The sequence below is a fragment of the Agromyces salentinus genome (assembly GCF_009749395.1).
Taxonomy (GTDB): Bacteria; Actinomycetota; Actinomycetes; order Actinomycetales; family Microbacteriaceae; genus Agromyces; species Agromyces salentinus.
Map to the genome: position 1 here is coordinate 187,085 of NZ_WBIR01000001.1, position 26,506 is coordinate 213,590.

Annotated in this window: 32 protein-coding genes; 12 read left to right on the top strand and 20 right to left on the bottom strand. The window is 72.6% G+C overall.

The genetic code is table 11. The features are described 5' to 3' along the window. Nucleotides 1-128 precede the first annotated feature (128 nt). Complete coding sequence (locus tag GQQ95_RS00845) at nt 129-1,565, bottom strand: phytoene desaturase family protein (protein ID WP_157425738.1); 1,437 nt, start codon at nt 1,563-1,565, stop codon at nt 129-131. Between the two features lie 66 nt (nt 1,566-1,631). Beyond that, nucleotides 1,632-2,354 carry an NUDIX hydrolase gene (locus tag GQQ95_RS00850; RefSeq protein WP_170296919.1) on the bottom strand — a complete coding sequence of 241 codons (723 nt, stop codon included), beginning with the start codon at nt 2,352-2,354 and terminating at the stop codon, nt 1,632-1,634. A gap of 77 nt (nt 2,355-2,431) precedes the next feature. Between GQQ95_RS00850 and GQQ95_RS00855 the strand changes: the two genes are divergently transcribed. Further along, entirely contained in the window at nt 2,432-3,265 is an 834-nt protein-coding gene (locus tag GQQ95_RS00855) for an MBL fold metallo-hydrolase (protein ID WP_157425740.1), read from the top strand. Between the two features lie 153 nt (nt 3,266-3,418). On the opposite strand, the gene GQQ95_RS00860 is transcribed toward GQQ95_RS00855, so the two are convergent. Both GQQ95_RS00860 and GQQ95_RS00865 read right to left on the bottom strand, forming a co-directional pair. Then, nucleotides 3,419-3,721 (bottom strand): DUF1540 domain-containing protein, encoded by a 303-nt coding sequence (locus tag GQQ95_RS00860; RefSeq protein ID WP_157425741.1) that lies wholly within the window; start codon nt 3,719-3,721, stop codon nt 3,419-3,421. Nucleotides 3,722-4,107: 386 nt separating this feature from the next. Next, nucleotides 4,108-4,515, bottom strand: coding sequence for a DoxX family protein (locus GQQ95_RS00865; RefSeq protein WP_157425742.1), 408 nt, complete (start codon nt 4,513-4,515; stop codon nt 4,108-4,110). A gap of 187 nt (nt 4,516-4,702) precedes the next feature. Here GQQ95_RS00865 and GQQ95_RS00870 point away from each other — a divergent pair, with 187 nt between their 5' ends. Then, nucleotides 4,703-5,788, top strand: coding sequence for a trans-sulfuration enzyme family protein (locus tag GQQ95_RS00870; protein WP_157425743.1), 1,086 nt, complete (start codon nt 4,703-4,705; stop codon nt 5,786-5,788). Here GQQ95_RS00870 and GQQ95_RS00875 read toward each other — a convergent pair. Then, a complete protein-coding gene (locus GQQ95_RS00875) occupies nt 5,785-6,168 on the bottom strand; it encodes a DUF2834 domain-containing protein (protein WP_157425744.1) in 384 nt (127 codons plus the stop codon). The two genes, GQQ95_RS00870 and GQQ95_RS00875, sit on opposite strands and share 4 nt — an antisense overlap. A gap of 31 nt (nt 6,169-6,199) precedes the next feature. Beyond that, on the bottom strand, nt 6,200-7,033 hold the full coding sequence (locus tag GQQ95_RS00880; RefSeq protein WP_246205122.1) for an alpha/beta fold hydrolase: 834 nt from the start codon (nt 7,031-7,033) through the stop codon (nt 6,200-6,202). Nucleotides 7,034-7,131: 98 nt separating this feature from the next. On the opposite strand from GQQ95_RS00880, the gene GQQ95_RS00885 reads away from it, so the two are divergent. Continuing rightward, nucleotides 7,132-7,911 (top strand): EI24 domain-containing protein, encoded by a 780-nt coding sequence (locus tag GQQ95_RS00885; RefSeq protein ID WP_246205123.1) that lies wholly within the window; start codon nt 7,132-7,134, stop codon nt 7,909-7,911. Between the two features lie 211 nt (nt 7,912-8,122). Here GQQ95_RS00885 and GQQ95_RS19270 read toward each other — a convergent pair whose 3' ends face one another. From GQQ95_RS19270 to GQQ95_RS00900, 3 genes are all read right to left on the bottom strand, one after another. After that, nucleotides 8,123-8,713 carry a class I SAM-dependent methyltransferase gene (locus tag GQQ95_RS19270; RefSeq protein ID WP_170296920.1) on the bottom strand — a complete coding sequence of 197 codons (591 nt, stop codon included), beginning with the start codon at nt 8,711-8,713 and terminating at the stop codon, nt 8,123-8,125. Between the two features lie 32 nt (nt 8,714-8,745). Further along, nucleotides 8,746-9,687 carry a cytochrome b/b6 domain-containing protein gene (locus GQQ95_RS00895; protein ID WP_157425746.1) on the bottom strand — a complete coding sequence of 314 codons (942 nt, stop codon included), beginning with the start codon at nt 9,685-9,687 and terminating at the stop codon, nt 8,746-8,748. Between the two features lie 265 nt (nt 9,688-9,952). Continuing rightward, entirely contained in the window at nt 9,953-10,534 is a 582-nt protein-coding gene (locus tag GQQ95_RS00900; protein WP_157425747.1) for a TetR/AcrR family transcriptional regulator, read from the bottom strand. Nucleotides 10,535-10,649: 115 nt separating this feature from the next. Between GQQ95_RS00900 and GQQ95_RS00905 the strand changes: the two genes are divergently transcribed. Continuing rightward, nucleotides 10,650-11,492, top strand: coding sequence for an alpha/beta hydrolase (locus tag GQQ95_RS00905; RefSeq protein WP_157425748.1), 843 nt, complete (start codon nt 10,650-10,652; stop codon nt 11,490-11,492). 223 nt (nt 11,493-11,715) lie between these two features. Here the strand turns inward: GQQ95_RS00905 and GQQ95_RS00910 are convergent, their stop codons facing one another. Continuing rightward, complete coding sequence (locus GQQ95_RS00910) at nt 11,716-12,402, bottom strand: ScbR family autoregulator-binding transcription factor (RefSeq protein WP_157425749.1); 687 nt, start codon at nt 12,400-12,402, stop codon at nt 11,716-11,718. 176 nt (nt 12,403-12,578) lie between these two features. On the opposite strand from GQQ95_RS00910, the gene GQQ95_RS00915 reads away from it, so the two are divergent. The 5 genes from GQQ95_RS00915 to GQQ95_RS00935 all read left to right on the top strand — a co-directional run bounded on the left by GQQ95_RS00915 (nt 12,579) and on the right by GQQ95_RS00935 (nt 17,562). Further along, a complete protein-coding gene (locus GQQ95_RS00915; protein WP_157425750.1) occupies nt 12,579-13,553 on the top strand; it encodes an epimerase in 975 nt (324 codons plus the stop codon). 193 nt (nt 13,554-13,746) lie between these two features. Further along, nucleotides 13,747-14,673, top strand: coding sequence for an ATP-binding cassette domain-containing protein (locus GQQ95_RS00920; RefSeq protein WP_157425751.1), 927 nt, complete (start codon nt 13,747-13,749; stop codon nt 14,671-14,673). Beyond that, nucleotides 14,670-15,497: an ABC transporter permease gene (locus GQQ95_RS00925; protein ID WP_157425752.1), complete on the top strand. Its 828-nt coding sequence runs from the start codon at nt 14,670-14,672 to the stop codon at nt 15,495-15,497. The genes GQQ95_RS00920 and GQQ95_RS00925 overlap by 4 nt, the downstream gene beginning before the upstream one ends. 125 nt (nt 15,498-15,622) lie before the next feature. Then, a complete protein-coding gene (locus GQQ95_RS00930; protein WP_157425753.1) occupies nt 15,623-16,894 on the top strand; it encodes a sensor histidine kinase in 1,272 nt (423 codons plus the stop codon). Continuing rightward, nucleotides 16,891-17,562: a response regulator gene (locus GQQ95_RS00935; protein ID WP_157425754.1), complete on the top strand. Its 672-nt coding sequence runs from the start codon at nt 16,891-16,893 to the stop codon at nt 17,560-17,562. The genes GQQ95_RS00930 and GQQ95_RS00935 overlap by 4 nt, the downstream gene beginning before the upstream one ends. 122 nt (nt 17,563-17,684) lie before the next feature. On the opposite strand, the gene GQQ95_RS00940 is transcribed toward GQQ95_RS00935, so the two are convergent. The 9 genes from GQQ95_RS00940 to GQQ95_RS00980 all read right to left on the bottom strand — a co-directional run bounded on the left by GQQ95_RS00940 (nt 17,685) and on the right by GQQ95_RS00980 (nt 24,582). Further along, nucleotides 17,685-18,404: an alpha/beta fold hydrolase gene (locus tag GQQ95_RS00940; RefSeq protein ID WP_157425755.1), complete on the bottom strand. Its 720-nt coding sequence runs from the start codon at nt 18,402-18,404 to the stop codon at nt 17,685-17,687. A 26-nt stretch (nt 18,405-18,430) separates the two neighbouring features. Beyond that, nucleotides 18,431-18,895, bottom strand: coding sequence for a RidA family protein (locus GQQ95_RS00945; RefSeq protein WP_157425756.1), 465 nt, complete (start codon nt 18,893-18,895; stop codon nt 18,431-18,433). Next, nucleotides 18,895-19,716 carry an alpha/beta fold hydrolase gene (locus GQQ95_RS00950; protein WP_157425757.1) on the bottom strand — a complete coding sequence of 274 codons (822 nt, stop codon included), beginning with the start codon at nt 19,714-19,716 and terminating at the stop codon, nt 18,895-18,897. Before GQQ95_RS00950 ends, GQQ95_RS00945 begins: the two co-directional genes overlap by 1 nt. A gap of 180 nt (nt 19,717-19,896) precedes the next feature. After that, nucleotides 19,897-20,721, bottom strand: coding sequence for an arginase family protein (locus GQQ95_RS00955; RefSeq protein ID WP_157425758.1), 825 nt, complete (start codon nt 20,719-20,721; stop codon nt 19,897-19,899). A 7-nt stretch (nt 20,722-20,728) separates the two neighbouring features. Then, nucleotides 20,729-21,268, bottom strand: coding sequence for a hypothetical protein (locus tag GQQ95_RS00960; protein ID WP_157425759.1), 540 nt, complete (start codon nt 21,266-21,268; stop codon nt 20,729-20,731). Nucleotides 21,269-21,364: 96 nt separating this feature from the next. Continuing rightward, nucleotides 21,365-21,976 (bottom strand): histidine phosphatase family protein, encoded by a 612-nt coding sequence (locus GQQ95_RS00965; RefSeq protein WP_157425760.1) that lies wholly within the window; start codon nt 21,974-21,976, stop codon nt 21,365-21,367. Nucleotides 21,977-22,050: 74 nt separating this feature from the next. Further along, a complete protein-coding gene (locus GQQ95_RS00970) occupies nt 22,051-22,491 on the bottom strand; it encodes a VOC family protein (protein WP_157425761.1) in 441 nt (146 codons plus the stop codon). Between the two features lie 145 nt (nt 22,492-22,636). After that, nucleotides 22,637-23,038 (bottom strand): VOC family protein, encoded by a 402-nt coding sequence (locus GQQ95_RS00975; protein WP_157425762.1) that lies wholly within the window; start codon nt 23,036-23,038, stop codon nt 22,637-22,639. Continuing rightward, nucleotides 23,035-24,582: an ATP-dependent DNA ligase gene (locus GQQ95_RS00980; RefSeq protein ID WP_157425763.1), complete on the bottom strand. Its 1,548-nt coding sequence runs from the start codon at nt 24,580-24,582 to the stop codon at nt 23,035-23,037. Before GQQ95_RS00980 ends, GQQ95_RS00975 begins: the two co-directional genes overlap by 4 nt. 154 nt (nt 24,583-24,736) lie before the next feature. Here GQQ95_RS00980 and GQQ95_RS00985 point away from each other — a divergent pair, with 154 nt between their 5' ends. Further along, on the top strand, nt 24,737-25,204 hold the full coding sequence (locus tag GQQ95_RS00985) for a heme-degrading domain-containing protein (RefSeq protein ID WP_157425764.1): 468 nt from the start codon (nt 24,737-24,739) through the stop codon (nt 25,202-25,204). A gap of 129 nt (nt 25,205-25,333) precedes the next feature. Continuing rightward, nucleotides 25,334-25,942 carry a dihydrofolate reductase family protein gene (locus GQQ95_RS00990; RefSeq protein ID WP_157425765.1) on the top strand — a complete coding sequence of 203 codons (609 nt, stop codon included), beginning with the start codon at nt 25,334-25,336 and terminating at the stop codon, nt 25,940-25,942. Here GQQ95_RS00990 and GQQ95_RS00995 read toward each other — a convergent pair. Beyond that, nucleotides 25,924-26,088, bottom strand: coding sequence for a hypothetical protein (locus tag GQQ95_RS00995; protein ID WP_157425766.1), 165 nt, complete (start codon nt 26,086-26,088; stop codon nt 25,924-25,926). The genes GQQ95_RS00990 and GQQ95_RS00995 overlap by 19 nt on opposite strands. Between GQQ95_RS00995 and GQQ95_RS01000 the strand changes: the two genes are divergently transcribed. After that, a complete protein-coding gene (locus GQQ95_RS01000) occupies nt 26,080-26,505 on the top strand; it encodes a GNAT family N-acetyltransferase (protein ID WP_157425767.1) in 426 nt (141 codons plus the stop codon). The genes GQQ95_RS00995 and GQQ95_RS01000 overlap by 9 nt on opposite strands. Nucleotide 26,506 lies beyond the last annotated feature (1 nt).

The following is a 26,506-nucleotide window of genomic DNA, read 5'->3' on the forward strand; positions in this document are numbered from 1 at the left end:
CACAGCCCGGGCTGCCTGTTCTCGGGCAACGGTGCGCGCACCGGCACGGCGCCGCACGTACCCGGCGCCGCCGTGACCGACCGCCCGACCGGCCGACCGACCGGGCGGCCGACCCACCGGCCGACCGCTCAGCGGATCCCGAACCGTTCGCGCAGCGCGAGCCTCGCCGCCCACCAGCCGTTCATGCCGTGCACGGCCGGCCCGGGCGGCGTCGCGCTCGAGCAGAGGTAGACCCCTGGCAGCGGCGTGCGCCAGGGCGCGGGCGAGACCACGGGCCGCTTGACGAGCTGCGTCAGCGTGAGCGCCCCGGCGGAGATGTCGCCGCCGACGTGGTTCGCGTTGCGCACCGCCATCTCGGACGCCGACACGGACGCCGACGCGAGCACGAGGTCGCGGAATCCGGGGGCGAACCGCTCGACCTCGGCGGTGATGAGCTCGGTCGCGTCGAACGTCGATCCGGCGGGCACGTGCGTGTAGGCCCAGAGCACGTGCTTGCCCGCGGGCGCGCGGGTCGGATCGAGCACGCTCGGCTGCGTCACGAGCACGTACGGATGCCGCGGCCCGTCGCCGACCCCGGGCTGGACGCCGCGGTGCACGGCGTTCTCGGCGGCCGCGATCTCGGCCCGGGTGCCGCCGAGGTGCACGGTCGGCGCCTCGCCGACCAGCGGGTTCGTCCATGGCACCGGCCCGTCGAGCGCGAAGTCGACCTTGGCGACGCCCGACCCGTACCGGTAGCGTTCGAGCGCCCGCCGGTAGCCGGGCGGGAGGTCGGCCTCGCCGAGCAGCAGCTGCGGCGTCGTGTCGAGCAGCACCACGCGCGCGTCGCGCACCTCGGCGAGTCGCTCGACCGGGGCATCCGTCACGATCTCGGCGCCCCGTTCGCGGAGTTCGTCGAGCAGGGCGTCGGCGATGGCCTGCGACCCGCCGCGCGGGAACCCCCAGCCGGCGCCGTGCGCGTGCATGGCGAGCAGCAGGCCGGCACCCGCCGACGCGAGCGAGGGCATCGGCCCGGCCAGGTGCGCGATGACGCCCGTCAGGAGCGCCGCGGCGCCCTCGGTCTCGAAGCGCCGGTCCCAGAGCAGCGGGACGCCCTGCTCGAGCGACCGCAGGCCGAACCGCATCGCGGCGACGGGGTCGCGCGGCACGCGCAGCAGCTGCGAGCCGGTGAACGCGACGACGCCCCGCTTCCGGTCGAGGAGGGGCTCGATGAGCCGGCGCCAGGCGGGGCCGTCGGCGCCGAGCCCCTCGACGGTGGGATCGAGGTCGCGCCACGCGATGGCCGCGCGCCCGCCGTCGAGCGGATGCGCGTACGAGGCCTCCGGCACGATCCAGTCGACGCGGTCGAGCAGGCCGAGGCGCCGGAACACGGGTGAGGCGAGGCCAGCCGGATGCACCGCCGACCCGACGTCGTGCCGGAATCCGGGGAGCGTGAGCTCGGCCGTGCGCACGCCGCCGCCGAGCGTCGAGGCGGCCTCGAACACCCGCACCGAGAGTCCGGCCCGCGCCGCGACGACCGCCGCGACGAGCCCGTTGGGTCCGCTGCCCACCACCGTGACATCGGTCATGCGCTCACCGCCCGTTCATCGCCCCGCGCGGCAGGAGACCTGCCCGAGCCGCATCTCGTCGTCACCTCAGAACGTCTTCACGTAGACCCACGGCAGCCGGTCGACCGTGAGCCGATGGCGCACGCCCTGCACCTCGGATGCCTCGCTCGACACGGCGGGTGCGCCGTCGGCCTCGACGACGGGCGCGAACGCCTCGTCCTCCTGCCAGAGCACCGCCGTGCGGTCGTCGGTGTACCTCGAGACGAACGGGCGGATCTCCCCGGAGCGCAACTCGTCGAGCGCCTCGTCGACGGATGCCGCGTGCGCGAGTCCGTGCAGCGTGACCCAGGTCGGCGGCCAGAGCGTGAGGTCGCCGGCCGCATGGCGCTCGAGCACCTCGCCCGGGCGGATCCACTGCACCGCGACCACCTCGTCGGGCGCGAGCGTCAGGTCACCCTCGGGCACCCGAGCCGCGAAGAACCACGTGCGCAGGCGCTTCGGCGAACCGGGCGGCGGGGTCCAGTGCGAGAAGGGCACGAGTTCGTCGGCGTCGACGTCGAGGCCGACCTCCTCGCGGGTCTCGCGCACGGCCGCACGTCGCGCGGTCTCCTCACCGTCGAGGGCGTCGCCCGCGACATCCGCCGCATCGACCGCCCCGCCGGGGAACACCCAGGCGTCCGCGAAGGACCCGCGCTGGGGGCGCCGGGCGAGCAGCACCTCGACCCCGAGTTCGCCGTCGCGGAGGAGGACCACGGTGGCGGCGTATCCGTCGACCGGGTCGGCTTCGAGGGCATCCAGCTCGCCGGGCATGTCCTCCACAGTAGAACGGTCACCGCGGATGCGCACCCGCATGGTCGCCCGGGCGGGCGCGCCGTATGCTTCGGAGCATGAGCGATCGGCTTCGGCGTCACCTGCGCGTTCCGACTCCCCCGGCAATCGTCTCGCAGCTCGCCACGTGCGTGCTCGCGCCGAACCCGGGGCCGATGACCCTCGACGGCACGAACTCCTACGTCCTCAGGGCGCCGGATGCCGCGGGCGTCGTCGTCGTCGATCCCGGCCCGGCCGATGAGGAGCACCTCGCCCGCCTGGCGGGCTTCGGTCCCGTCGAGCTCGTCCTGCTCACCCACCACCACGGCGACCACCGCGACGGGCTCGTGCGCTTCGCCGAGCTGGCGTCGGCGCCGGTGCGCGCCGTCGATCCGAGCTACTGCATCGGCGGCGAGCCCCTCCGCGACGGCGAGCGCATCCAGGCCGCGGGCGTCTCGATCGACGTGCTGCGCACCCCCGGCCACACCGCCGACTCCGCCTGCTTCTCGCTGCCCGAGGACGAGCCAGGTGGCTCGGTGCTCACGGGTGACACGATCCTCGGCCGGGGCACGACGATCATCGCCGATCCCGACGGTGCGCTCGGTCCCTACCTCGACTCCCTCGAACGACTCCGCACCCTCGGCCGGTCGACCGGTGGGCACGTCGCGGCACTGCCCGGACACGGCCCCGTGCTGCGGGACCTCGGCGACATCTGCGACGAGTACCTCGCCCATCGCGCCGAGCGCCTCGACCAGGTGCGTGCGGTGCTCGCCGAGCTCGGAACGGATCCGGCCGACCCGGCGACGGTCGGCCGCGTCGTCGACACGGTGTACGCCGGCACGGATGCCGCGGTGCGGCCGGCGGCCGAGGCCTCCGTGCGGGCGCAGCTGGCGTACCTGCTCGAGCGCGGCTGACTGGACGCGACGGCGGACGCACGAAGCCCGGTGCGTGCAGCACCGGGCTCCGGGAGTCCGTGCGGCCGCTCTGGCGGCCGACAGCGGCGATCAGCGGTCAGGCCGTCACGCGGTCACGCCGTCACGCGGTCACGCCGTCACGCGGTCACGCGGTCACGCGGTCTCGTACGTGAGGCAGTCGGCGCTCTCGGCGCCCGGGCCCACGCGCACGGATGCCGCGGTGCACTCGAGCGACTCGTTGTGCACGCACTCTGAGCGCTGGCAGGCGCCGACGTGCGAGACGACCTTGTCGAGGCCTCCGCGGGTGCCGAGCGGGATGAACGTCGCGCACTCGGCGTCGCCGACGACGCCCGCGATCGTGACCGCGGCGGCATGGCAGTGGGAGTGGTCGTTGTACGAACAGCCGCTCACCGAGCACTCGGACACGGCGGGCAGTTCATCGAGGGTCATGCTCATGGGGAACCTCCACGTCGGTTGCGTATCGCGATGGTACGCCCGGCCCCGCGGCATCCGCCATGCGTTCTAGCCGGATTTGCCCAGATCAATCGGCATTTTCTTCTTAGGTGAGGCTCACCTTCAGGCTCGTCGTCGGCGCCCGGAGGCGCGCTGTCCGCGCCGATCCGGCCCGGAACTGGAGCCCGGACGGCGAACCCGGCAGAATGAGGAGACCACCGACGAAAGGGCGCACCATGTCGATCGAGGCCACCATCTGGACGGTCTTCGCCGTCATCGCCACCGTCGGCGGCGTCGGCCTGCTCGCCGCGCTCTGGTCGTTGGTGAAGGCACCCAAGTAGGCCCAGCCACGCAGGCGCCGTCGAGGACGTCGAGCGAGCGGATGCCGCTCAGCGGCGCTTCGGCGAGGTCGCCCAGAGCGCGAGCGCGATGAGCAGCGGCTGGAAGAACAGCCGCACGAAGCGCGCCCGGTCGGTGCTGAGCCCGAAGGCGTCACGGCGTTCGCGCCACTGCGCGATGTTGCCCGGGAAGACGGCCGCGAAGAACGCCGCCACGATCCAGCCGATGCGCCGCCGCTCCTTCGGCAGCACGACGAGCGCGGCGCCGAGGCCGACCTCGACGACGCCCGAGGCGACGACGACGCCGTCGGGGTCCATCGGCGCCCAGGTCGGGACCTGTGCCCGGAACTCCTTGCGCGCGAACGTGAGGTGGCTGACGCCGGCGAACACCAGCGCCGAGGCGAGGAACCAGCGTCCGATCGTGCGGGGAACGGTGGAGGTGCGCGCGTCGTCGGTCATGCTCCGACGCTAGGCGAGCGCGACCGAACTGTCACGACCTTGACCCCCGGGGTCCCGTGCCCTAGGCCCGCCAGGGCTGCGCCGTCATGCCCGGTCACCGAGTCGGGTGCGCCTCGAACTGCGGGTTACGCTGGCTGGGCCCGTGCGTGCGGCACGTGGCATCCGCTCGCCCCCTGGAGGTTCCCCCGTGCCCGATTCGACCACGGCTGCGTCGGAGCTCCACCCCGAGACGCGCCTCATCATCGCCGGTCGCCCGCCGCACGTGCCCGACCAGCCCATGAACGTGCCCGTGCACCTGACCTCGACGTACGTCGCGGGCGGCGACCTCGAGTACGCCCGCTACGGCAACCCGTCGTGGACGGCCTTCGAAGACGCCCTCGGCGGGCTGGAAGGCGGTCGCTGCACCGCCTTCGCGTCGGGCATGGCCGCGATCACCGCGGTGCTCGACCTCGTCCCGGAGGGCGGCACCGTCGTCGCGCCCCGGCATTCCTACACCGGCACCGTCGCGCAGCTCGACCAGCTGGCGGCGAAGGGCCGGCTGCGGGTCGACTACGTCGACATCAGCGACACCGCGGCCGTCGCCGCCGCCATGGCGGGAGCCTCGCTCGTCTGGATCGAGTCGCCCACGAACCCGGCGCTCGAACTCGCCGAGATCCCGGCCCTCGTGGCGGCGGCGCACGAGCACGGCGCCCTCGTGGCGGTCGACAACACGTTCGCGACCCCGCTCCTGCAGCGCCCGCTCGAGTCGGGCGCCGACCTCGTCGTGCACTCGGCCACGAAGTACATCTCGGGCCACAGCGACGTGCTCATGGGCGCCGTGGTCGCGGCCACCGACGAGCTCTCCGCGAAGGTCGTCGCGCACCGCTCGCTGTTCGGCGCGATCCCCGGCCCGTTCGAGACCTACCTCGCCCTGCGCGGACTGCGTACCCTGCCCGTGCGCCTCGAGCGCGCACAGGCCTCGGCGAAGGAGCTGGCCGCGCGACTCGCCGGCCACCCCGCCCTCGAGGAGGTGCGCTACCCGGGCTTCGGCGGCATCATCTCGATCGTGGTGGCCGGCGGCAAGGAGCCCGCCGACCTGCTCGTGCAGCGCACGACCCTGTGGGTGCACGCGACGAGCCTCGGCGGCGTCGAGTCGACGTTCGAGCGCCGACGCCGGTGGCAGCTCGAGCAGCCCACCATCCCCGACGGGCTCGTGCGGCTCTCGGTCGGCCTCGAGCACGTCGACGACCTGCACCGCGACCTCGTGTCGGCGCTGGACTCGCTGGGCGCCTAGGCTCCCTCGCTCCCACGGGCGGAGTCGGGCGCGACGACCGTCGCGGCATCCGTCGCCCGGCCCGCGAGGTGGCGTTCGCGCATCGCGAGGAACAGCGGGAACGTGAACGTGAACGCCGTGACCACGGAGGCGACCACGTAGAGCCAGCCGAAGCGCATGCCGAGGCGCCTGGCCTCCACGATGATCAGGATGCTGCCGGCCACCGCGACGCCGAGCAAGTCGACGGTGAGCGAGGAGACCGCGGGGCCGCCGCCGAACCACGCCGCGAGGTAGTCCTGCATCTGCACGACGGCGAGGACGTTGAAGGCCATCGCGCCGACGAGCCCGGCGATGCTGATGACGAGGTAGGTGATCGCGAGCGGCGTCCATCGGGGTCTCATGGGCCCAGTCTGGTCGAACGCCCGCCCGTCGTCACCGTTCGAGCAGCCAGTCCATCGCGTCGGGCACGACGTCCAGCACCGAGACGTGCCCGTCGTCGAGGCGCATCCAGAGGGTCGCGTCGGGCAGGTGCGCGAGCAACCAGGACGCGTGCGTCCGCGGCACGACCCGGTCGCCCTCGCCCTGCACGACGAGCACGGGCACCCGGACCTCGGCGAGGTCGAATCCCCACGGGTTCACGAAGGCGACGTCGTCGTCGATGAGGCCGTCGTCGCCGAACTCCGCCGAGCGCGCGACATCCGCGCCGAGGCCCGACCACCGTCCTTCGAGCGCCGCGAAGTCCGCCGGGAGGAACTGCTCCGGATCGAACTCGTCGATCTCGGCGAACCGCGCTCGGGCCGCGCGCCCCTGCTGCGCGGCCTGCAGGCCGCCCGGAGCCCGCATGCCATCGAACCAGTCGAACCGGTCGGTGAGTGGTGCGATGCCCGCGAGCGTCACGACCCCGGTGATGCGCTCGGGATGCCGCGCCGCGACGGCCAGCGCGTGCGGTCCGCCGCCCGAGGCGCCCATGGTCGCGAAGCGGTCGACGCCCACGGCATCGGCGACGGCCGCCGCGTCGTCGCCCGCGGCGGCCACGTCCCGACCCGGGTTCGGCGACGAGCCGCCGTACGACGGCCGCCCGTACGAGATGACCCGGATGCCGCGCTCCGCGGCCGCAGACACGACGGGCTCGAGCGGGGCGCCGGTCTGCGGCGAGCCGTGATGCCACATGAGCACCGGGCCCGTCGCGTCATCCGTCACCGGGCCGGTGTCGTGGGCCCGGAGCATCCGGCCGTCGGGCAGGTGCACGTCGAAGGAAGCGGTCACGGGTCTCCTCGAGCATCGAGCTGGACGGCATCGCGCGTCGTCGGGTGCCGGGCGGCAGCGGGCGGCGCCGCCGGAGCCACCAGCCTAGGCTGTGAGGGATGGTTCGACGGTTCTTCCTCGGGGTGCGGATGCTCCTGCGCGGCTTCGGCTTCTGGCGCCGGCAGCCGGGTGCGATGCTGCTCGGGCTCGTGCCCGCCGCGATCGTCTGGGTCGTGGTGCTCGCCGGGCTCGTGGCCCTCGGCGTGAGCCTGCCCGGCCTCACCGTCTGGGCGACGCCCTTCGCCGCAGAGTGGGTCGAGCCGTGGACCACCGTCGTGCGCACCGCCGTCGTGGCGATCGTGCTCGGCGGCGCGATCGTGCTCGCCGCCGTGACGTTCACCGGTCTCACGCTCCTCGTCGGCGATCCCTTCTACGAGCGCATCTGGCGCGCCGTCGAGGCCGACCTCGGCGGCGAGCCGACCGGCGACGGCCTCGGGTTCTGGCGCTCGGCCCGCGATGCGGTCGGCTTCATCGGGCTCGGCATCCTCGTCTCGCTCGGCGTCGGGCTCAGCGGGTTCATCCCGGTCATCGGCGGCGTGCTCGCGCCCGTGCTCGGCGTGGTGCTCTCCGGGCGCCTGCTCGCCTGGGAGCTCACCGGCCGCGCCTTCGAGTCCCGCGGCATCAGCAGCCACGACCGCGCAGCGCTGCTCCGCGGGCATCGGGTGCGGCTGCTCGGCTTCGGCATCGCCACCCAGCTCTGCTTCATGGTGCCCCTCGGCGCGATCTTCACCATGCCGGCCGCCGTCGCCGGGGCGACGATGCTCGCCCGCACCGTGCTCGACGACGTCGCGGCCCGCGCCGCTCGGTCGACGGCGCCGCCGCCGCCCGCCGTCGAGTAGCGCCCCGGCGCACCTCGGCGGACGCGTCCCCCCGGCGCTCCTCGGCGGTCGAGGAGGCGCCCCGGCGCCCCTCGGCGGTCGAGTAGGCGCCCCGGCGCCGTATCGAGACCCCCCGGCGCTCCTCGGCGGTCGAGTAGGCGCCCCTCCTCGGCGGTCGAGTAGGCGCCCCGGCGCCGTACCGAGACCCGGCTCGCGGTCTCGAGACGCTGCGCTACTCGACCGACGACGGCGCGACGCCCTCGTAGAGCAGGACCGGCACGGGGCCGAACGGCATCGATCGCACCCGCAGGCGCCGCACCTCGACCCCCGTGAAGCCGGCCGCCTCGAGCACGGGCTGGGGGTCCCGGTTCCAGTGGCACCCGTGATCGAGCCGCCTCGAGAACGGCGACGCGACATCCTGGATCACGCGCTTCACGGAGCCGCGTGGGGCCGCGACGTGGTCGACGAAGACCACGCGGCCGCCCGGGACGAGCACCCGCCGCACCTCGGCGAGCGCGGCCGCGACATCCGTCACCGAGCAGAGCACGTAGGTGCCGACGACGGCGTCGACCGAGCCGTCGGGCAGCGGGATGTGCTCGGCGGTCGCGCCCAGCGGCGTCGAGGCGTGCCGCCACTCCCGCGCGCGGGTCGCCAGTTCGGCACGGCGAGCGGCGTCGGGTTCGAGGCCCGTCCACGCGACCTCCGGGTGGAACGCGCCGAAGTTCTCGCCGTCGCCGGCGCCGATCTCGAGAACGCGCCCGCGCACCCGGCCGATGAGCTCGCGTTCGAGGTCGTCGAGGTCGTCGTTCGTGATCAGGTCCACCCGCGGCACGATACCCCGAGGGGCCGACGACGTCAGCCGCGGACCGTGCCGCCCTTGGCCGCGATGCGCTTCAGGAGCGGCGGCTTCGCGAGCACCCACGCGACGGCGATGACGACCACGGATGCCGCGAACACGACGAGCCCGATCCAGTCGTCGGCGTCGCGGGCCGTGTACATCTGGTTGAGCTTCCGGAGCGCGCCGGTGGTGAAGACGAGCACCACGTGCACGAACGTGAAGGCGATGAAGAAGAGCATCACGGGGTAGTGCACGGCGCGCGCGAGGCGCTCGGGCACGGCGCGGGCGAGCCGTCCTTCCGGCGGCCACACCGAGGACAGCCGGAGACCGGTGAGGATCGCGAGGGGCGCCGCGATGAAGGTGACCGCGAAGTACGCGAGCTGCTGGAGCGCGTTGTAGACGACCCACGAGTTCTCCGTCGGCCACTCGAGCGACGCGTACTGCAGCGCCGCCGAGATCGCGTTCGGCACGACGACCCAATCGGTGGGGACGATGCGCAGCCACTGGCCGGTCGCGAACAGCAGCACGACGTAGAGCACGCCGTTCAGCACCCAGAAGGCGTCGAGCCAGAGGTGCAGCCACAGGAAGATGCCGAGCCGGCGCGGTGCGCGCTTCGTGCGCGGCCACCGCGAGTTGTCGCGCGTGAAGAAGCCGGGCGGGCGCTGCTTGGACCGCAGCTGAAACCCCGTGCGCACGATGAGCACGAGGAAGAACGTGTTCAGGAAGTGCTGCCAGCCGAGCCAGGCCGGGATGCCGACGGGCGTGCCCTCGGGCGGCGGCACGATGCCCGGGTAGGTCGCGATGAAGTCCTCGCCGGCGGGGCTCTGCCGCAGCCATCGGGCGAGCAGCACCACCACGACCACCGCCACGACGGAGAGGAGCGCGGTCCAGCCGACGAGACGGCGGCGCGCCTTCAGCCACTCCGCGGCGCGCGAGGTCTTCGAGGCGGTCTCGGTCATCGCGCGGCGGGGTCCTTCCGGAGGGCAGAGGCGATCGGCGGGTGCGGCCGGTCGCTGCGGGGGTCATCACGTCGTGCAGCCTCGAGGGCGATGACGACGGATGCCTCGACGATAGCGCCGACACCTGAGCGGTGCGAGTCGGCGCGAAACAGGTCGCCACAGTCAGGCCGGGCGGGGCCACTCCCGATGCAGGAGTCCCGTTCGATCGGGACTCCATCGCGCGAACGGGACTCCGCCCGAGAGGCTCCGCTGCGGCATCCCTCGATCAGCCCGCGAGGCCCGCCGCCCGCCGCGCCGCGGTGACGAACGCGGGTCGCACCCGCTCCCACCCGTCGAGGTACCCGCCGACCATCGCGGCGTCCCGGAGCAGCACGAGCTGACCGGCCGCGATCTCGGCGTCGGGGTTGCCCGCGGCGGTGAGGAGCGCCTCGAGCGTTCCGCGGAACCAGTCCCGGTGCTGTCCGACCGCGACGCGGACGTCGCTGTCGGCGTCGGGATACTCGGCCGCCGCGTTGATGAACGGGCAGCCGCGGGTGTGCAGGCGCGCGACGTCGTCGGCGAGGCCCTCGATCACGAGCTCGAGCAACTGCTGCGGATCGTCGGTCGCCTCGCCCGCCCGCTCGAACGCCCCCCGAATGTTCGCGTCCTCGACGCCGAGGTACGCCTCGACGAGGTCCTCCTTGCCCGGGAAGTGGCGGTAGAACGTGGCGCGCGTGACGCCGGCCTCGCCGATGATGCGGTCGACGCCGACGGCGTGGATGCCCTCTCGATAGAAGAGATCGGATGCCGAGGCGACGAGCTTCTCGCGTGCGACCGAGGTGCCTGCAGGTGTGGTTCGTGTTGCCATGAAGTAAATGATAGAACGATCTTTCTCTTTTTGCTTGACAGAACGAGAACGAGGGGTCTACCTTGAACTCAACAGCAAAACAAGACCAATCGTTCTACTTCAAGGAGACGGCATCATGACCAGCACCGACAAGACCCCCATCGTCCTCGTCCACGGCCTCTGGATGACCCCGAAGAGCTGGAACACCTGGGCCGAGGCCTACCGGGCCCTCGGCCACGAGGTGCTCACCCCCGGGTGGCCCGGCATCGACGACCGCGAGGTCGCCGACATCCGCTCGAACCCCGAAGCGCTCAAGGGCGTCGGCCTGAAGCAGATCGCCGACCACCTCGAATCCGTCATCCGCACCCTGCCCGTGAAGCCCATCATCATGGGCCACTCCTTCGGCGGCGTACTGATCCAGATGCTCGCCGACCGCGACCTCGGCGCCGCCTACGTCGCCGTCACGCCCGGCCAGACGGCCGGCATCACGACGCTCCCGCCGTCGACGCTCCGCACCGGCTTCCCGATCCTCGCCAACCCGTTCGGCAGGAACGGCGCCAAGCCGATCTCGAAGGCCCACTTCCACTTCACGTTCGGCAACGACCTCAGCCGCGAGGCATCCGACGCGATCTGGGAGGAGTACGCGGTGAACTCGTACAACCGGGTCTTCTTCGAGGGCGTCGCCGCCGCCTTCAACGAGAAGGGCGGGGTCACCCACGTGAACTACGCCAAGCCCGACCGCGCTCCCCTGCTCATCATCACCGGCGAGATCGACCACGTCGTGCCGCCGGCCATCGGCAAGGCGATCCTCAAGAAGTACCGGGACTCGGGCAGCTCCGCGCTCGTCGAGTACCGCGAGTACGCGGGCCGTACGCACCGCATCGTCTCGCAGGACGGCTGGGAAGAGGTCGCCGGGTACGCCCTCACCTGGGCGCTCGAGCACGCGGTCGACGCCCCGACCGCCGCACCCCTCGTCTGAGCGGATGCCGCAACAGCACTCGCGCGACGCACCACATGACGCCCGCACCGGCCGAGAGCCGGGGCGGGCGTCGGCGCGTGGAGGACCCCTAGGCGGTGGGCTCGTCCATCGGATCCGGGAGGTAGTCCGCGATGTCGATCAGGCTGGTCGGCGGCAGCGAGATGGCGGCCGGATCGATGGATGCTGCGGTCATGGTGCGTTCCCCTCGGGTCGATGCGGGTGGTCAGTCGTGGAGTTGCCCGGCGGCCGGGACGGGCCAGTTCGATGCGCCCGTGAAGACCACCTCGGCCAGCGCGAGCGCCTCGGTCGTCGCGGCCGACGGCACCGTGGCGCAGATCAGCACCCGCCACATGTCGTGCACCCGCTCGACGACGTCGGCCCGGCTCGTGAACGTATCGGAGACGAGTTGCACGCCGGTGAACGCCGGGATGACGAATCGCGCGAACGTCGCGGCATCGATCGCCGTCGTCATCTCGCCGGCCTCGCCCGCGCGGCGCGCGAGGGCCTCGAAGGTCGCCATCCAGTCCAGGTACGGGGACTGCAGCGGCGACTGGAACGTGGATGAATCCGTCGTGAGGCGGATGCCGGCCTGCACGACGCGATCGTCGCGGATTCGAACGGCGAGGTCGGCGCACAGCCGCATCATGGTCTCGAGCGGCGTCAGCTCGGCCCCGACGATCTCCTCGGCCGCGGTGCGTGCGATCGAATGCTGGGCCTCGACCACCGCGTGGGCGACGTCCTCCTTCGACTGGAAGTGGAAGTAGAGGGCGCCCTTGGTGACGCCGGCCTCCGCGGTGATGTCCGCGAGGGTCGAGCTGCCGTAGCCGACCCGCTCGAACACCTCCGCCGCGCCGGCGACGATCCGCTCGTGCGTGGCCCGTGCCCGCGCCTGCTTCACCTGATCGCCCATCTCGTCTCGGAAGGGACATCGGCGCCGCGGCGCCCCCCAACAACGCCGCGACGCGATGTCACTAGGAATCATACCGTTCGCCCGGTTTTTTTTGCACCTTCGATAGGGTCGACTCGGCCGGAGAACCCGGTCGGAGAGCTCCGGCTGAAGAAGTCAGTTGGAGAGAAGGAGGCGGCATGTCGGACGCAGCGGTCGCGGTCGTCGCCGGGGCGAGCGGGTTCGTGGGCCGCGCCCTCATCCGGTCGCTCGTCGACGAGGGCTATGCCGTGCGGCGCATCGGACGACGGGAAGCCGTCACCTGGCACGATCCCGCCGCGGTCGCCCGGGCCGTGGACGGGGCATCCGTGCTCGTGAACCTGGCCGGCAAGTCCGTGAACTGCCGGTACACCGACGCGAACCGCGACGAGATCCTCCGGTCGAGGATCGAGACGACGCGGGCGCTCGCCGAGGCGGTACGGAGCGCGGCGTCGCCGCCGGCCGTCTGGTTCAACGCATCGACCGCGACCATCTACCGGCACGCCATGGACCGGCCGAACACCGAGGCCGACGGCCGGCTCGGGGCGGGCTTCTCCGTCGACGTGGCGCGCAACTGGGAGCGGGAGTTCTTCGAGCCCGACGTGCCGGGCACCCGGCGCGTGGCGCTCAGGATGGCGATCGTCCTCGGCGACGGCCCCGCGACGAACACGTTGGTGAAGCTCGCGCGCCTGGGGCTCGGGGGCCCGCAGATCGACAGCCCCTGGTTCCCGCACCGTCGCTACCGCGGCATCGGGCCTTCGCCGACGGGCAGCGGCCGATCCGAGTGGCACCGGACCCGGGGTCACCAGAAGTTCAGCTGGATCCACCTCGACGACGTCATCGGCGCCATCCGGTTCCTCCGCGATCGCGACGACCTCTCGGGGCCCGTGAACCTCGCGAGCCCGACCCCGAGCGACAACGCCGAACTGATGCGGACGCTCCGGGAGACGGTCGGCGCGCGCGTCGGGCTGCCGGCCTGGCGCTGGATGCTCGAACCCGCGATGTGGGCGCTCCGCACCGAGCCCGAGCTCATCCTCAAGAGCCGATGGGTGCTGCCCGAGACGCTCACCGCGGCGGGGTTCGCGTTCCGGTACCCCGACCTGCGAGCCGCGATCGAGGACGTGGCGGCCCGCTGAGGCCGGCGGGTCAGGCGCTCGCCACCCGGGGCGTGATGGGCGGCAGGCGGTAGCCGCCGTCTGCCTCATGCTCGAACGTGGTCGACCTCATCACCCAGAGGTATCCCACCCACGCGAGATACCCCGGCCGGAGGGCGAGGGGCGCGGCCCCGCGAATCTACCTTCGAATCACACCCCGACGAAGGAGATCATGATGATCGAGGCACGCGGCCTCACCAAGAGATACGGCGACCGGGTCGCCGTCGACGACATCAGCTTCACCGTGCGGCCGGGGGCGGTCACCGGCTTCCTCGGACCGAACGGCGCCGGCAAGTCGACCACGATGCGGATGATCCTCGGGCTCGCCCGTCCGAGCGCGGGCACCGTGACCATCGACGGCCGCCGCTTCGTCGACGGCCCCTCGCCGCTCACGCAGGCCGGTGCGCTGCTCGACGCGAAGGGCGTGCACCCCGGCCGTTCCGCCTATCACCACCTGGCCGCGCTCGCAGCGACGCACGGCATCCCGAAGCGGCGCATCCTCGAGGTCATCGATCTGACCGGCCTCAGCGCGGTCGCCGACCGGCGCGTCGGCGGGTTCTCGCTGGGCATGGGCCAGCGCCTCGGCATCGCGGCCGCACTGCTCGGCGACCCCCAGGTGCTGATCCTCGATGAGCCCGTCAACGGGCTCGATCCCGAGGGCGTGCGCTGGGTGCGCACCCTCGCCAGGCACTACGCCGGCGAGGGACGCACGGTGTTCCTCTCCAGCCACCTCATGAGCGAGGTCGCCCTGACGGCCGACCACGTGATCGTCATCGGCCGCGGGCGGATCCTCGCCGACGCATCCGTCGCCGAACTCGTGGGCGACCCGAAGGAGGCGACCCGGGTGCGCACAACCAGGCCGGCCGACCTCGCCGCACTGCTCGGCCGTGACGGCGTGAGCATCTCGAGCGAGGCCCCCGGAGTGCTCGAGATCACCGGGGCGGATGCCGCGACCATCGCCGCGGAGGCGGCGTCGGCAGGTATCGTCCTGCTCGAACTGACGCCGCTCGCGTCGACCCTGGAGGATGCGTACCTGGCGCTCACGCGCGATGAGGTCGAGTACCGTAGCGATGCCCGCATGGCAGAGGAGGCCACCCGATGACCGCCGTCACCGAGCAGCGAACCATCGGTTCGCGCCCGCGCCTGACGTACCCCCACCTGGTGCGGTCGGAGTGGATCAAGCTCCGCACCGTGCGCTCGACCGTGTGGATCGGCACGACGACGCTCGGCGTCATGGTCGGCATCGCGGCGCTCCTGGCCTGGGGCATCAAGGGCATCGCGGACACGAGCGAGCAGCCGATCCCGTCGGCGACCATCCTGACGGCTGGCGTCACCCTCGCCCAGCTCGCCCTCGGCGTGCTCGGCGCGATCGCCGTCACCTCCGAGTACGCCAACGGCTCCATGCGCTCGACGCTGGCGGCGGCACCCCGGCGGTCGGGCGTGCTGGGCGCGAAGGCGTTCGTCGTCGGCGTCACCACACTCGCCATCGCGACGGTGTCGACCGTGCTCGCGTTCCTCGTCTCCCAGCCCATCCTCACCTCGGAGGGCACGGCGATCGACCTCGCCGACGGCGAGCAGGTGCGCGCCGTCCTGGGCGGTGCGCTCTACCTGACCCTCGTCGCACTGTTCTCCGTCGGCATCGGCGCGATCGTGCGGCACACGGCCGGTGCGATCTGCGTCGTGGTCGGCGTGTTCTTCGCCCTGCCGGTCCTGTTCCAGATCGTCCAGGCGATCCTCGGGCTCGACTGGCTGGCTCGGATCTACGGGTACCTCCCGAGCGTCGCCGGCCAGCAGGTCATGACGGTCGGCGGCAGCGGCGGCTTCGGCAGCTCCCTCGACCCGTGGGCGGGCCTGGCCGTGCTCGCCGGGTACACGGCGCTCTCGCTCACCGCGGCGTTCATCGTCTTCGGCAGGCGGGACGACTGATCTCCGAGCGGCACGAACCGGCGTCGCCGGGACCCGAACGGGTTCCGGCGGCGCCGTCGCGCGTCCGCGCATCCGCCCGCACGCCCGCCCTCCTCGATCCGACGCCCACAAGTCCCTTCACCGCAGTGGATGCCCGGAGACTGGGGCCCTTCCGCCGGTATCTCGCGCAGCATCCGCGTGCTGCCGACGTCGCGCTCGCGCTGTGCTTCCTCATCCCGTCGCTGACGAACGGCCTGCTCGTCCTGGCCGGCGCGACGCAGGGGCCGGCGTGGCGCGGATGGGGTCTCGTCGCCGTCGCGCTCGCCGGCGGCGCGCTGCTGCTCCGCCGCCGATACGAACCGCTGCTCGTCGCCGCGGGGGTCACCGCCCTCGGCGTCGCGTCGATCGCGCTCTTCCACGACTCGGGCAGCCTCGAGTTGGCCGCCGCATTCACCATCTACGCGGTGGCCGCCACGCGGCCGCCCTGGCTCGCGTGGTCGGTGCTCGGCGCCCAAGCCATGGCGCTGCTCGTCGCGGCGACGTTGTTCCTCTCGGAGGTCCCGGTGCCATCGGCCCGTCCGGCCGAGTTCGACTCCTCCACCTCCGTCGGCCCGCTCAGCTCGGTGCTGATCGTGGGCCAGCTCATCGCCATCGCCCTCGGCACCGGGGTCCGCGGACGGCGCCAGCACATCGCCGACCTCGTCGACCGGGCCAATGCCCTCGCCCGGGATCGGGAACGCCGGTCGCAGCTCGCCGTCGCGGCGGAACGCGAACGGATCGCCCACGAGATGCACGACGTCGTCGCACACTCGCTCACGGTGATGGTCGCCCTCGCCGAGGGGGCCCGCGCGGCGTCGGGCAAGGACCCGGCCCGGTCGGAGGAGGCGCTCAGCGCCCTCACCGAGACCGGCAGGTTTGCACTCGGCGACATGCGCCGGGTGCTCGGCGTGCTCCGGGACCCCGAAGAGGAGGCACCGCTGGCCCCGGCTCGTGCGATCGCGCTCGACGACCTGCTGGGCCGGTTCCGCGCCGCGGGGCTTCCGGTCCGACTCGTCCTGAGCGGCGAGGTGCCACCGCCGTCGGTGCCCGCCCGCTGCACGGCGGATCGCATCGTGCAGGAGGCGCTCACCAACGCCCTGCGCTACGCCCCCGACGCGGCGGTGGTCGTGGTCGAGCTCCGCCGCCGCGACGAACGCGCGCGCGGGGGCCGGGACTGGCTCGACGTGGTGATCGCAGACCAGGGTTCGCCGCGCGGCGGGCCCTCACGGCGCGGGATCGGCACCGGCCGCGGCATCATCGGCATGCGGGAGCGCGCCGCGATCCATGGGGGAAGCCTCACGGCCGGGCCGGACGGTGACGGCTGGCGCGTGCATGCGGCACTGCGCCTCGACGACGACACGGAGGACACGACACGATGACCGACCAGCCGATTCGAGTGCTGCTCGTCGACGACCAGTCGATGCTGCGGCTCGGCTTCCGCCTGGTGCTGGACGCCGAGGACGACATCGAGGTCGTCGGCGAGGCCGGCGACGGTGCCGCCGGCATCTCCATGGCCAAGGCGCTGCAGCCCGACGTCGTGCTCATGGACGTGCGCATGCCGGGACTGGACGGCATCGCGGCCACGCGACGGGTCGTGCAGGAGGCGCCGGCGAGCCGGGTGATCATCCTCACGACCTTCGACCTCGACGAGTACGCCTTCGCCGCGCTGCGCGCCGGAGCGAGCGGGTTCCTGCTGAAGGACGCGAGGGGTGCCGAGCTCGTGGACGCCGTGCGGGCGGTCGCCCGCGGTGATGCGGCGGTGGCGCCGCGGGTCACGCGCCGCATGCTCGAACTCTTCGCGCAGCAGCTCCCCGACGCACGCGAGGCCGAGGATCCCGATGCCCGCCTGGAGGTGCTCACGCCCCGGGAGTCCGACGTGTTCGGCGCGCTCGGCCTCGGGCTCAGCAATGCCGAGATCGCGGCTCGCTTCGTGCTCTCGGAGGCGACCGTGAAGACGCATGTCGCGCACGTCCTGCGCAAGCTGGGGCTGCGCGACCGCGTGCAGGCCGTCGTGCTCGCCTACGAGACCGGGGTCGTCGGACGCTGAGACGCCGGCGTCGCGGCATCCGCCGGGTCCGGAGCATCCGCCGCGTCTGCTGAAAAGCCGACATCCCAGCGCCTCCGAGGAGGGCTGGGATGTCGGCCGGGGTGGTGTCGTCGCGCTGCGACCTAGCGGGCGAGGTGCGCGAGCGCCTCGGTGATGACGGCGACGACCGCATCGGGCTGGGACACCATGATCGAGTGCGAGGCGCCGGGGACCTCGGTGATCGTCAGTCCGCCCGCGCGCTCGGCCATGAACCGAAGGCCCTCGACGGGGATGTTCTTGTCGGCGTCGCCGAAGACGAACCACGAGGGCAGCGTCTTCCACGCGGGCGTCTCGGCCGGCTGCCCCTCGCCCAGGGCGAAGTCGCGGATCGGGCGCTGGGTGCGCGCCTGGACAGCGGCCTCCTCGGGCGCGACGTCGGCGGCGAACTGGTTCGGGAACAGGTCGCGGTCCACGTACAGGTCGTTCGTGCCGTCGCCGAGCGGGTACGCGCGGACGGTCTCGCCGAGGGTGCTGCCCGGGAACTTCCCGGTCAGCTCGAGCGCGTTCTCGCCGTGGTCGGGCGCGAACGCCGCGACGTAGACGAGGCCGACGACCCCGGGGTTCTCGACCGCGGCCTCGGTGATGACCGCGCCGCCGTACGAGTGGCCGACGAGGAGCACGGGGCCCTCGACGCCCTCGACCGCACGGCGCACGTTCTCGGCGTCGGTGGTCACGCTTCGCAGCGGGTTCGGGGTCGCGATGACCGGGACGCCGGCCTCGGTCAGGCGCGGGATGACGCCCGACCAGCTCGCGGACTCGGCGAACGCGCCGTGGACGAGGACGACGGTGATGGCTTCTGACATTGCATGCTCCTTGAGTGTGGTGTGGTTCACGCGAATTCGACGGTGAGCTCGACCTCGACGGGCGAGTCCAAGGGGAGGACGGCCACGCCGACGGCGCTGCGCGCGTGGACGCCGGCATCCCCGAAGATGGCGCCGAGGACCTCCGACGCGCCGTTGAGCACGCCCGGCTGCGCCGTGAACCCGGGATCGGAGGCGACGAAGCCCGTGACCTTGACGATCCGGGTGACCCGGTCGAGCGAGCCGAGCACCTCGGCGACCGCCGAGAGCGCGTTGAGGGCGCTGGTCCGGGCGCACGCGGCGGCATCGTCGAGGGTGACCTCCGCGCCGACCTTGCCGGTGACGGGAAGGACACCGTCGACGAACGGCAGCTGTCCGGCGGTGAAGACGTGGTTGCCACTGATCACGGCGGGAACGTAGGTGCCCGCCGGTGACGGCGAGCGGCGCGGGATGGTGATGCCCAGCTCGGCCAGGCGCGCGTCGATGCCGGCCATCAGCGGGCGATGAAGTCGAGGATGTCGGCGTGCAGCGCCGTGCGGAACGAACCCGAGACGCCGTGCGGGGCGCCGGGATAGACCTTCAGCGTGCCGTGCTTGACGAGTTCGGCCGCCTTGGCGGATGCCGCGCCGATCGGCACGATCTGGTCGTCGTCGCCGTGGGCGAGCATGATCGGCACGTCGAGCGCCTTCAGGTCCTCGGTGAAGTCCGTCTCGGAGAAGGCCTTGATGCAGTCGTAGGCGGCGGCGAGGTTGACCAGCATGCCCTGACGCCAGAAATCGTCCTTCTCGCCCTGCGAGACGGACGAGCCTTCGCGGTTCGCACCGAAGAAGGGCTCGGTGAGGTCCTGGTAGAACTGCGAGGCGTCCTTCAGCACGCCGGCGCGGATCCCGTCGAAGACCTCGATCGGGAGGCCGTCGGGGTTGGCGTCGTTCGCGACCATGACCGGCGGCACGGCGCCGATGGTGATGACCTTCGACACGCGGTCGCCGCCGTGCTGCGCGGCGTAGCGCACGACCTCGCCGCCGCCGGTCGAGTGGCCGATGAGCACGAGGTCGCGGAGGTCGAGCGCCTCGACGAGCTCGGCGAGGTCCCGAGCGTAGGTGTCCATGTCGTTGCCCGTGTAGGTCTTCGACGAACGGCCGTGGCCGCGGCGGTCGTGGGCGATGGCCCGGTACCCGGCGTCGGCGAGCACCTTCAGCTCCACCTGCCAGGCGTCCGAGCTCAGCGGCCAGCCGTGGCTCAGCAGCACCGGCTGCCCGGTCCCCTGCTCGGTGTAGTAGATCTCGGTGCCGTCGGAGGTGGTGATGAAGGGCATGTGTGGAGCTGTCCTGTTCTGAAGGTGGGGGTGATCCTGCGCTCCGAAACTAGTGCGGGGCACCGCCGACCGGCCGCCCCCGTCGGAGGTATCTCCGACGAGGGGCCTACCTCTGAAGGATGAGGCGGGCGGATCCGCTCCCCCGTGCTCCCGGCGGGCGGACAGCTCGTGCTCAGTCCGTCATCGGGCGCTCGAGAGCGCGTTCAGGATCGGCTCCAGCGCCGCGACGATCGACCGAGCGGGACCGAGCGGATCGGCATCGTCGTCGGATGTCTCGAGCTCGCCCACCTCGATGCCGACGACCTCGACCTCGGCGAGCACCTCGGCGCACGCGGTGAGCTGGCCGAGCGACATCCCATGCGGAACCCGGTAGTCGGTCGGTACGGCCCCCGGCTCGAGGACATCGCAGTCGATGTGCAGGTAGACGGGCCGACCGGCGAGCAGGCGGCGAAGCTCCAGGGCCATCTCCGGGCCCACGCCGACGAGTCGGATGGTCCCGTCGTCGACGAGCTCCTGTTCGGCCGGGTCGAGGTCCCGGGTCCCGACGAGGACCGCGTTCGCGGGGTCGAGCCCGCCTCCCAGGCCCGAATCCCAGAGCCCGAGCGGTCCGGACAGCGCCAGGCCGCCGAGGTACCCGGTGCCCGTGTTCTCGGGCGTGTTCAGGTCGGCGTGCGCGTCGAACCAGAGCACGACCGCGTCGGGCCGGTGCGCCGCCACGACCGGAAGTGTCGCGAGCGCGACGGCGCACCGGCTGAGCGCGGTGACGGGCACGTCCCCAGCGCCGAGGATCGCATCGAGGCGGGAGGCGATGTCACGCAGCGCGGGCATGGCGGATGCCAGCTCCCGGTCCCAGTTCGCGGGCTCCGGGGGCTGAGGTTCGCCGATCACGGTCGTGCTCGTCGCGAACCGTTCGCCGAGGACCGTCGCGAGGTGCCCTGATGCGACCATGGCCCGGTCGTTGTGATCGCCGGCGCGCGCGGCGAAGCGGGTGAGTGAGATCGGCATACCGCAACTATGCCGCGGAACCTCCCAGACCGACACGGTCGGGCACCGACATCGGCACGCGCGGCAGCCAGGTCTGCACCTCGGGCCAGGCGCGACCGGTCGGGAGACGGCGCAGCAGTGCGGCCAGCGATGTGTCGGCCGACGGCCACGGGATGACGCGCGTCGGCGACTCCGCGGCGAGGACGCCGAGCCACCAGTGCTTCCACGTGGCCGACAGCTCCTCGGGATGCAACACCACGTAGTAGTCGGGCACGCTCATCTCGTGCCGGGTCGCGGCATCCAGTGCCCGTTCGATCTCGAGCTCGAGCACCCCGAAGGTCGCCTGGTCGTCGAAGAACTCGACCCAGGCGGCGGCCACGTGGGCGAGCGGATCGTGGTCGTGCACGACGTACGGCGCGCTCGTGCCGGTCGACCAGCGGGTGACCTCGTCATCGGATGCGTCCGCGAGGCTCGCGGCCTGCACGTTGGGGAAGCGCTCGAGCGAGCGGATGGCCTGCGACGCCTCGTCGCCGACCACGACCAGGGTGGTGCTGACCGGTGGCTCCATTTTCGGAGTCTACGTCGGTGCCGCGCGGGTTCGACCGGCGGCGCGCGAACCGATTCCGAACCGAAATCGGCGCTCGGCAGCGGGTCGGCGGCGGTGTTACGCGGCGCGCGCGTCCTCCGCGGCACGGGCGTCGATCTCGAGGCGCACCTCGTCGAACGGGCGTCCGCCGATGCTCTGCACGACCCAGGCGGCATCCTGCGCGCGCAGGTGCGAGGCGGACAGGTTGTCGAAGCGCGGGTAGTGCCGGGCGTCGTGACCGGTGAGGCCCGCGAGCGTGTGCCGGATGAGGGTCCCGTGCGCGACGGCGAGCACGGGGGCGCCCTCGTAGTCGGCGGAGATGCGCACGACGCCGGCCGCGCCGCGGCGCGCGACCTCCTCGTCGGGCTCCTTGCCGGGGAAGTCGCGGTCGGGCCAGCGGGTCGCGAGCTCGGACACCGCCACGCCCTCGGCCGCGCCGAAGTCCTGTTCGAGGAGCTCCTCGTACGTTGCGCCGAGCGGCAGCGCAAGCGCATCGGCCAGGATCCGCGCCGTCTCGCGGGCCCGCCCGAGCGGTGAGCTCACGACGGCCTGCCACATGCCCCCGGCATAGGCGGATGCCGCGGCTCGCGCCTGCGCGCGCCCGACGTCGTTCAGCGGGATGTCGGTGCGACCCTGGAGTCGGCCGGCGAAGTTCCAGTCGGTCTGGCCGTGGCGGATGAGGGCGAGCATGACCCCCAGCCTAGGCAGGCGCGGCTGGACGACCGCTGCGCGAGCGGCGGTCGCGGCCTCCGATCGCGCCGCGCTCAGTCGGCGCCGGGACCCATCGCCGTGGTGCCATCGGAGAGCACCGGCGAGAGCACGCCGAAGAGGTTGTTGTCGGGGTCGAGCAGGTAGCCGCCCCGGCCGACGCCCTCCATGTCCTCGAGCGGGGAGGCCTCGACCGCCCCGAGCTCGAGGGCCTTGGCGAAGGCGGCCTCGACGTCGTCGACGCCGACCACGAAGTTCGCCCCCACGACCGGTGCGCCGGCCTCGGGCTTCGGGCCCTGACGCTGCGTGAGCCCGCCGTTGATGCCGTGCCCCGGCTGGCCCTCGACATTGCCGATGGCTCCCTCGCCGGTGTCGATCATCCAGTAGGGCGTGTCGCCGAACTGCACGAAGCTCCAGCCGAACAGGCCGGAGTAGAAGTCGACGAGCTTCTCGGGCTCGGTTGCGTGGATCTCGAAGTGCACGACGAGATTGGCCATCATCTCCCCCTTGATCGGATGCCGCGCGGCAGCGGCCGACGGGCCACGGCGCCCGTCCGCGGCACAGGCTACCGGCCGGGCCGGTCGGCCACCACCCCCGGCCGCGCCCCGCACGGCGACGGCTCGTCACGGGTGGAGGCGCGGCTCAGTCGAGCTCCTCGAACAGGGTGAGCTGCAGTGCGGCGGGCCCGCGGAGGCGCGAGTTCATCGAGCGCCACGGCGTCTCGCGGGCCTCGGCGATGAGCTCCGCGCCGGCGTCGACGAGCCGCGCGGTCACCGTGACGGCGTCGCCGACCTCGAGGGCGACGCGCAGCCGATCGCTGGGCTGCCCCTCGGCCTCGACCCGGTCGATGAAGCGCACCTGGGCGGGGTTCGAGAGCTCGAGGGTCGCGCGGCCCGCGTCGAGGATCACGACCTCCGCCCCGTCGTCGCCGCTGTAGGCCTCCTGCTGCGGCATGCCGAGCACGTCGCGGTAGAACGCCAGCGCCGCCTCGAAGTCCTCTGCCTCCACGACGAGCCGCAGCTGTCGCACCCCGCCCTCGGTCATCTCGTGCCCTCTCTCTCGTCGCGCAGCAGCCCGCGCAGCGTCTGGATCGTGTCGGCCTCGGCGGGCGGCTTGTCGTCGCGGTAGCGCTTCACGCGCGCGAAGCGCAGCGCGACGCCACCGGGGTAGCGGCTCGAGCGCTGCACGCCGTCGATCGCGATCTCGACCACCGTGATCGGTTCGACGAACACCGTGTTGGCGGTGCGCCTCGTCTCGATCTCGGGGAAGCGCTCGGTCTGCCAGCGCAGCAGCTCGTCGGTGAGGCCCTTGAACGTCTTGCCCACCATGACGAACCCGCCCGGTTCGCCGAACTCGCCGGCGGGGTCGAGCGCGCCGAGGTGCAGGTTGGACAGCAGGCCGGTGCGCCGGCCCGACCCCCACTCGCACGCGAGCACGACGAGGTCGTAGGTGTGCACGGGCTTCACCTTGATCCAGCTCGCGCCCCGACGGCCGGCGGCGTACGGTGCGTCGATCGCCTTGACGACGACGCCCTCCTGACCCGCGGCGAGCGCCTCGCGGGACACGCGCTCGGCGACCTCGGGATCATCCGTGACCTCGCCCGGGATGCGGTGATCGGCGGCGATGCGCTCGAGTTCGGCGATGCGCACCCGCAGCGGCTCGTCGAGCAGGTCGCGGCCGTCGACGTGCAGCACGTCGAAGAACCACGGATGCAGCAGCGTCTCGCGCGCGGCATCCGCTCCGAAGCGCGACATCGTCTCCTGGAAGGGGCGCGGGGCGCCGTCTTCATCGAGGGCGAGGGTCTCGCCGTCGAGGATCACGTCGCGCACGGGCAGCCCGCGCACGACCTCGACGACCTCGGGCAGGCGGTGCGTGACGTCGGCGAGGTTGCGGGTGAAGACGCGCACGTCGTCGCCGTTGCGGTGCACCTGGATGCGCGCGCCGTCGAGCTTGTACTCGACGGATGCCTCGCCGGTGGTCTCGAGGGCGGCCGCCGCACTCGACGCGGTCGAGGCGAGCATCGGCTGGACGGGCCGGCCGACGACGAGTCCGACGGCGTCGAGCTCGTCGGCCGTGCCGGTCAGCGCGAGCCGGGCCGTGGCGCCGAGGTCGCCCTGCAGCATCGCCGCGCGGCGGACGCTCGCGACCGGGCGGTCGGCGGCCTTCGCTATCGCGTCGGTGAGCACGCCCTCGAGCGCGCCCGTACGCATCTCGCCGAGCAGGGCCCGCGCGATGAAGTCCTGCTCGCGGGCGGTCGCCGACGCGATGAGGTCGTGCAGCTCACGGCTGCGCTCGAGGCTCGATCCAGCGCCGGATGCCGCGGCCAGCCGGTCGAGCACCGCATCGAGCTCGCCGATGGTGAGCGATGGCTCCGTGGCGGTCTCGGCCGCGGCGAGCACGGTCTGCATGCCGCGCCATCCGACCCCGAGCCGGCCCTGGCGCGGCTTGCCCACGAGGAGCCCGACGGCGGGCTCGACCTCGTCGGGCTCGAGCCGCACGAGCAGCGCGGCGAGCGCCTCGATCTTCGCCAGTCGCGAGCGGGTCGCGGTGACGGCGTCGGTGGTGGTGACGATCTCGTCAAGCAGCACGTGCCAAGTCTGGCATCGACCACCGACCCCGGCCAGGCCGGCGGGCCGGGCCAGGATCGGGCCGGCCGCCGGGCGGAACGTGCACCCTCGACCGGGCGTTCACGGCATTCACCTCGCCCGGTTACTCTGGGCGGACCGCACGTCAGGAGCCGATATGCCAGAACTTCCCGTCTTCACCGTCGCCGATCTCGAGGCGCAGCCCCAGCTCGACGTCCCCTCGTTCGTCAACGACGACGCCGTCGACCTCGGCGTCACGGCGATCGAGGTCATCCGCTCCCGCCGCCTGAACCTCGCCGTGCGCATCGTGCTCCGCGGCGACGTGGTGTTCCTCGCCAAGCTGCGCGACACCGGGGCGGAGAACGATCCGTGGCTGGCCGGCAAGGCCGCCGTCGTCGAGCGCTTCGGCGAGCCGTCGCTGCTCGTGCGCCGCCGCCACGAGGAGGCGGGCACGCCGTTCGACCAGCGCGACGACGTCGACCCCGACGTGTTCCGCGCGCACGGCGGCTCGCTGCCGATCCGCGTCGACGGCGAGCTCGTGGGCACGATCACCGTCTCGGGCGAGCCCGACGTCATCGACCACGAGGTGGCCGCCGAGGCCGTGCGGCGGTTCCTGACCCGCTGACGCCGGACGCGGCATCCGATCGCCTGACGCCGCGTCGCGGCATCCGATCACCTCGACGTGACCGGCCGGTGCGGTTCGCCGAGGTCGTTCCTATGATGGTCGCGCCGGCGGATTGCGAGGGAGCACACCATGGGAATCATCTCGGTCGACCTGTTCATCACGCTCGACGGGGTCTACCAGGGCCCGGGCGGGCCCGACGAGGACGAGTCGGGCGGGTTCGAGCTCGGCGGCTGGCAGGGCCATTACCTCGACGACGAGAACGGCGCGGTCATCGGCGAGGGCATCGAGCGCATGGACGCGCTGCTCCTCGGCCGCCGCACGTACGACATCTTCGCCGCGTTCTGGCCGTACCGGGGCGACGAGCCCATCGCCGTGAAGTTCAACGCGATGCCGAAGTTCGTCGTCTCGCGCACGCTCCGCGAGCCCGCGTGGGCGGGCACGACCGCGTTGTCGGATGTCGCGGACGTGCGCTCGCTCAAGGAGCGCTTCGACGACATCCACGTGGTGGGCAGTGGCGACCTGGCCCGGTCGCTGCTCGAGGCGGGCCTCGTCGACCGCCTGAACCTGTACGTGTATCCGATCGCGCTCGGGCAGGGCAAGCGGCTCTTCGAGGGGCCGACCGGCGTGCCCTCGGCCTTCGCGCTGGCCGAGCCGCCGAGGGTGTTCTCGACCGGGGCGATGCTGCTCGTGTACGAGCCCGCCGGGCGGGCGGTCACGGGCTACGACATGTCGAAGTAGGCGGCGTCGGCGCCGTGCGGCGGCGTCTCCTGCGGCGGAGTCCCGATCTTGCGGTGGAACGCCGTTCGCGCCGGACTCCACCGCAAGATCGGGACTCCGCCGTGCATGAGGCGCTCCTCGTGTCCGAGGATGGAGGGATGCAGCATGGCTTCCGCTTCTCCACCGACCGCGACGAGATCGACCGCGCTCTCGTGCACCGCTGGCTCTCGATCGACGCGTACTGGGCGCTCGGGCGTCCCCGCGAGCGACAGGATGCCGCGATCGACGGATCCCGCAACTACGGCGTCTTCGATGAGGCATCCGGGCAGCAGGTCGCGTACGCCCGCGTCATCACCGACGGCGTCACGTTCGCCTGGCTCTGCGACGTGTACGTCCACCCGTCGGTTCGCGGGCGCGGGGTGGGCGTGGCACTCATCGAGGGCGTCGTTGCCGACCTCGAGCCGCTCGGCCTCCGCCGCACGATGCTCGCGACCGCCGACGCGCACGGCCTGTACGAGCGGTTCGGCTTCGAGCCGCTGGCTGAGCCCGCCCGGTGGATGGTGCGGCTCGCGCCGACGACGTAGC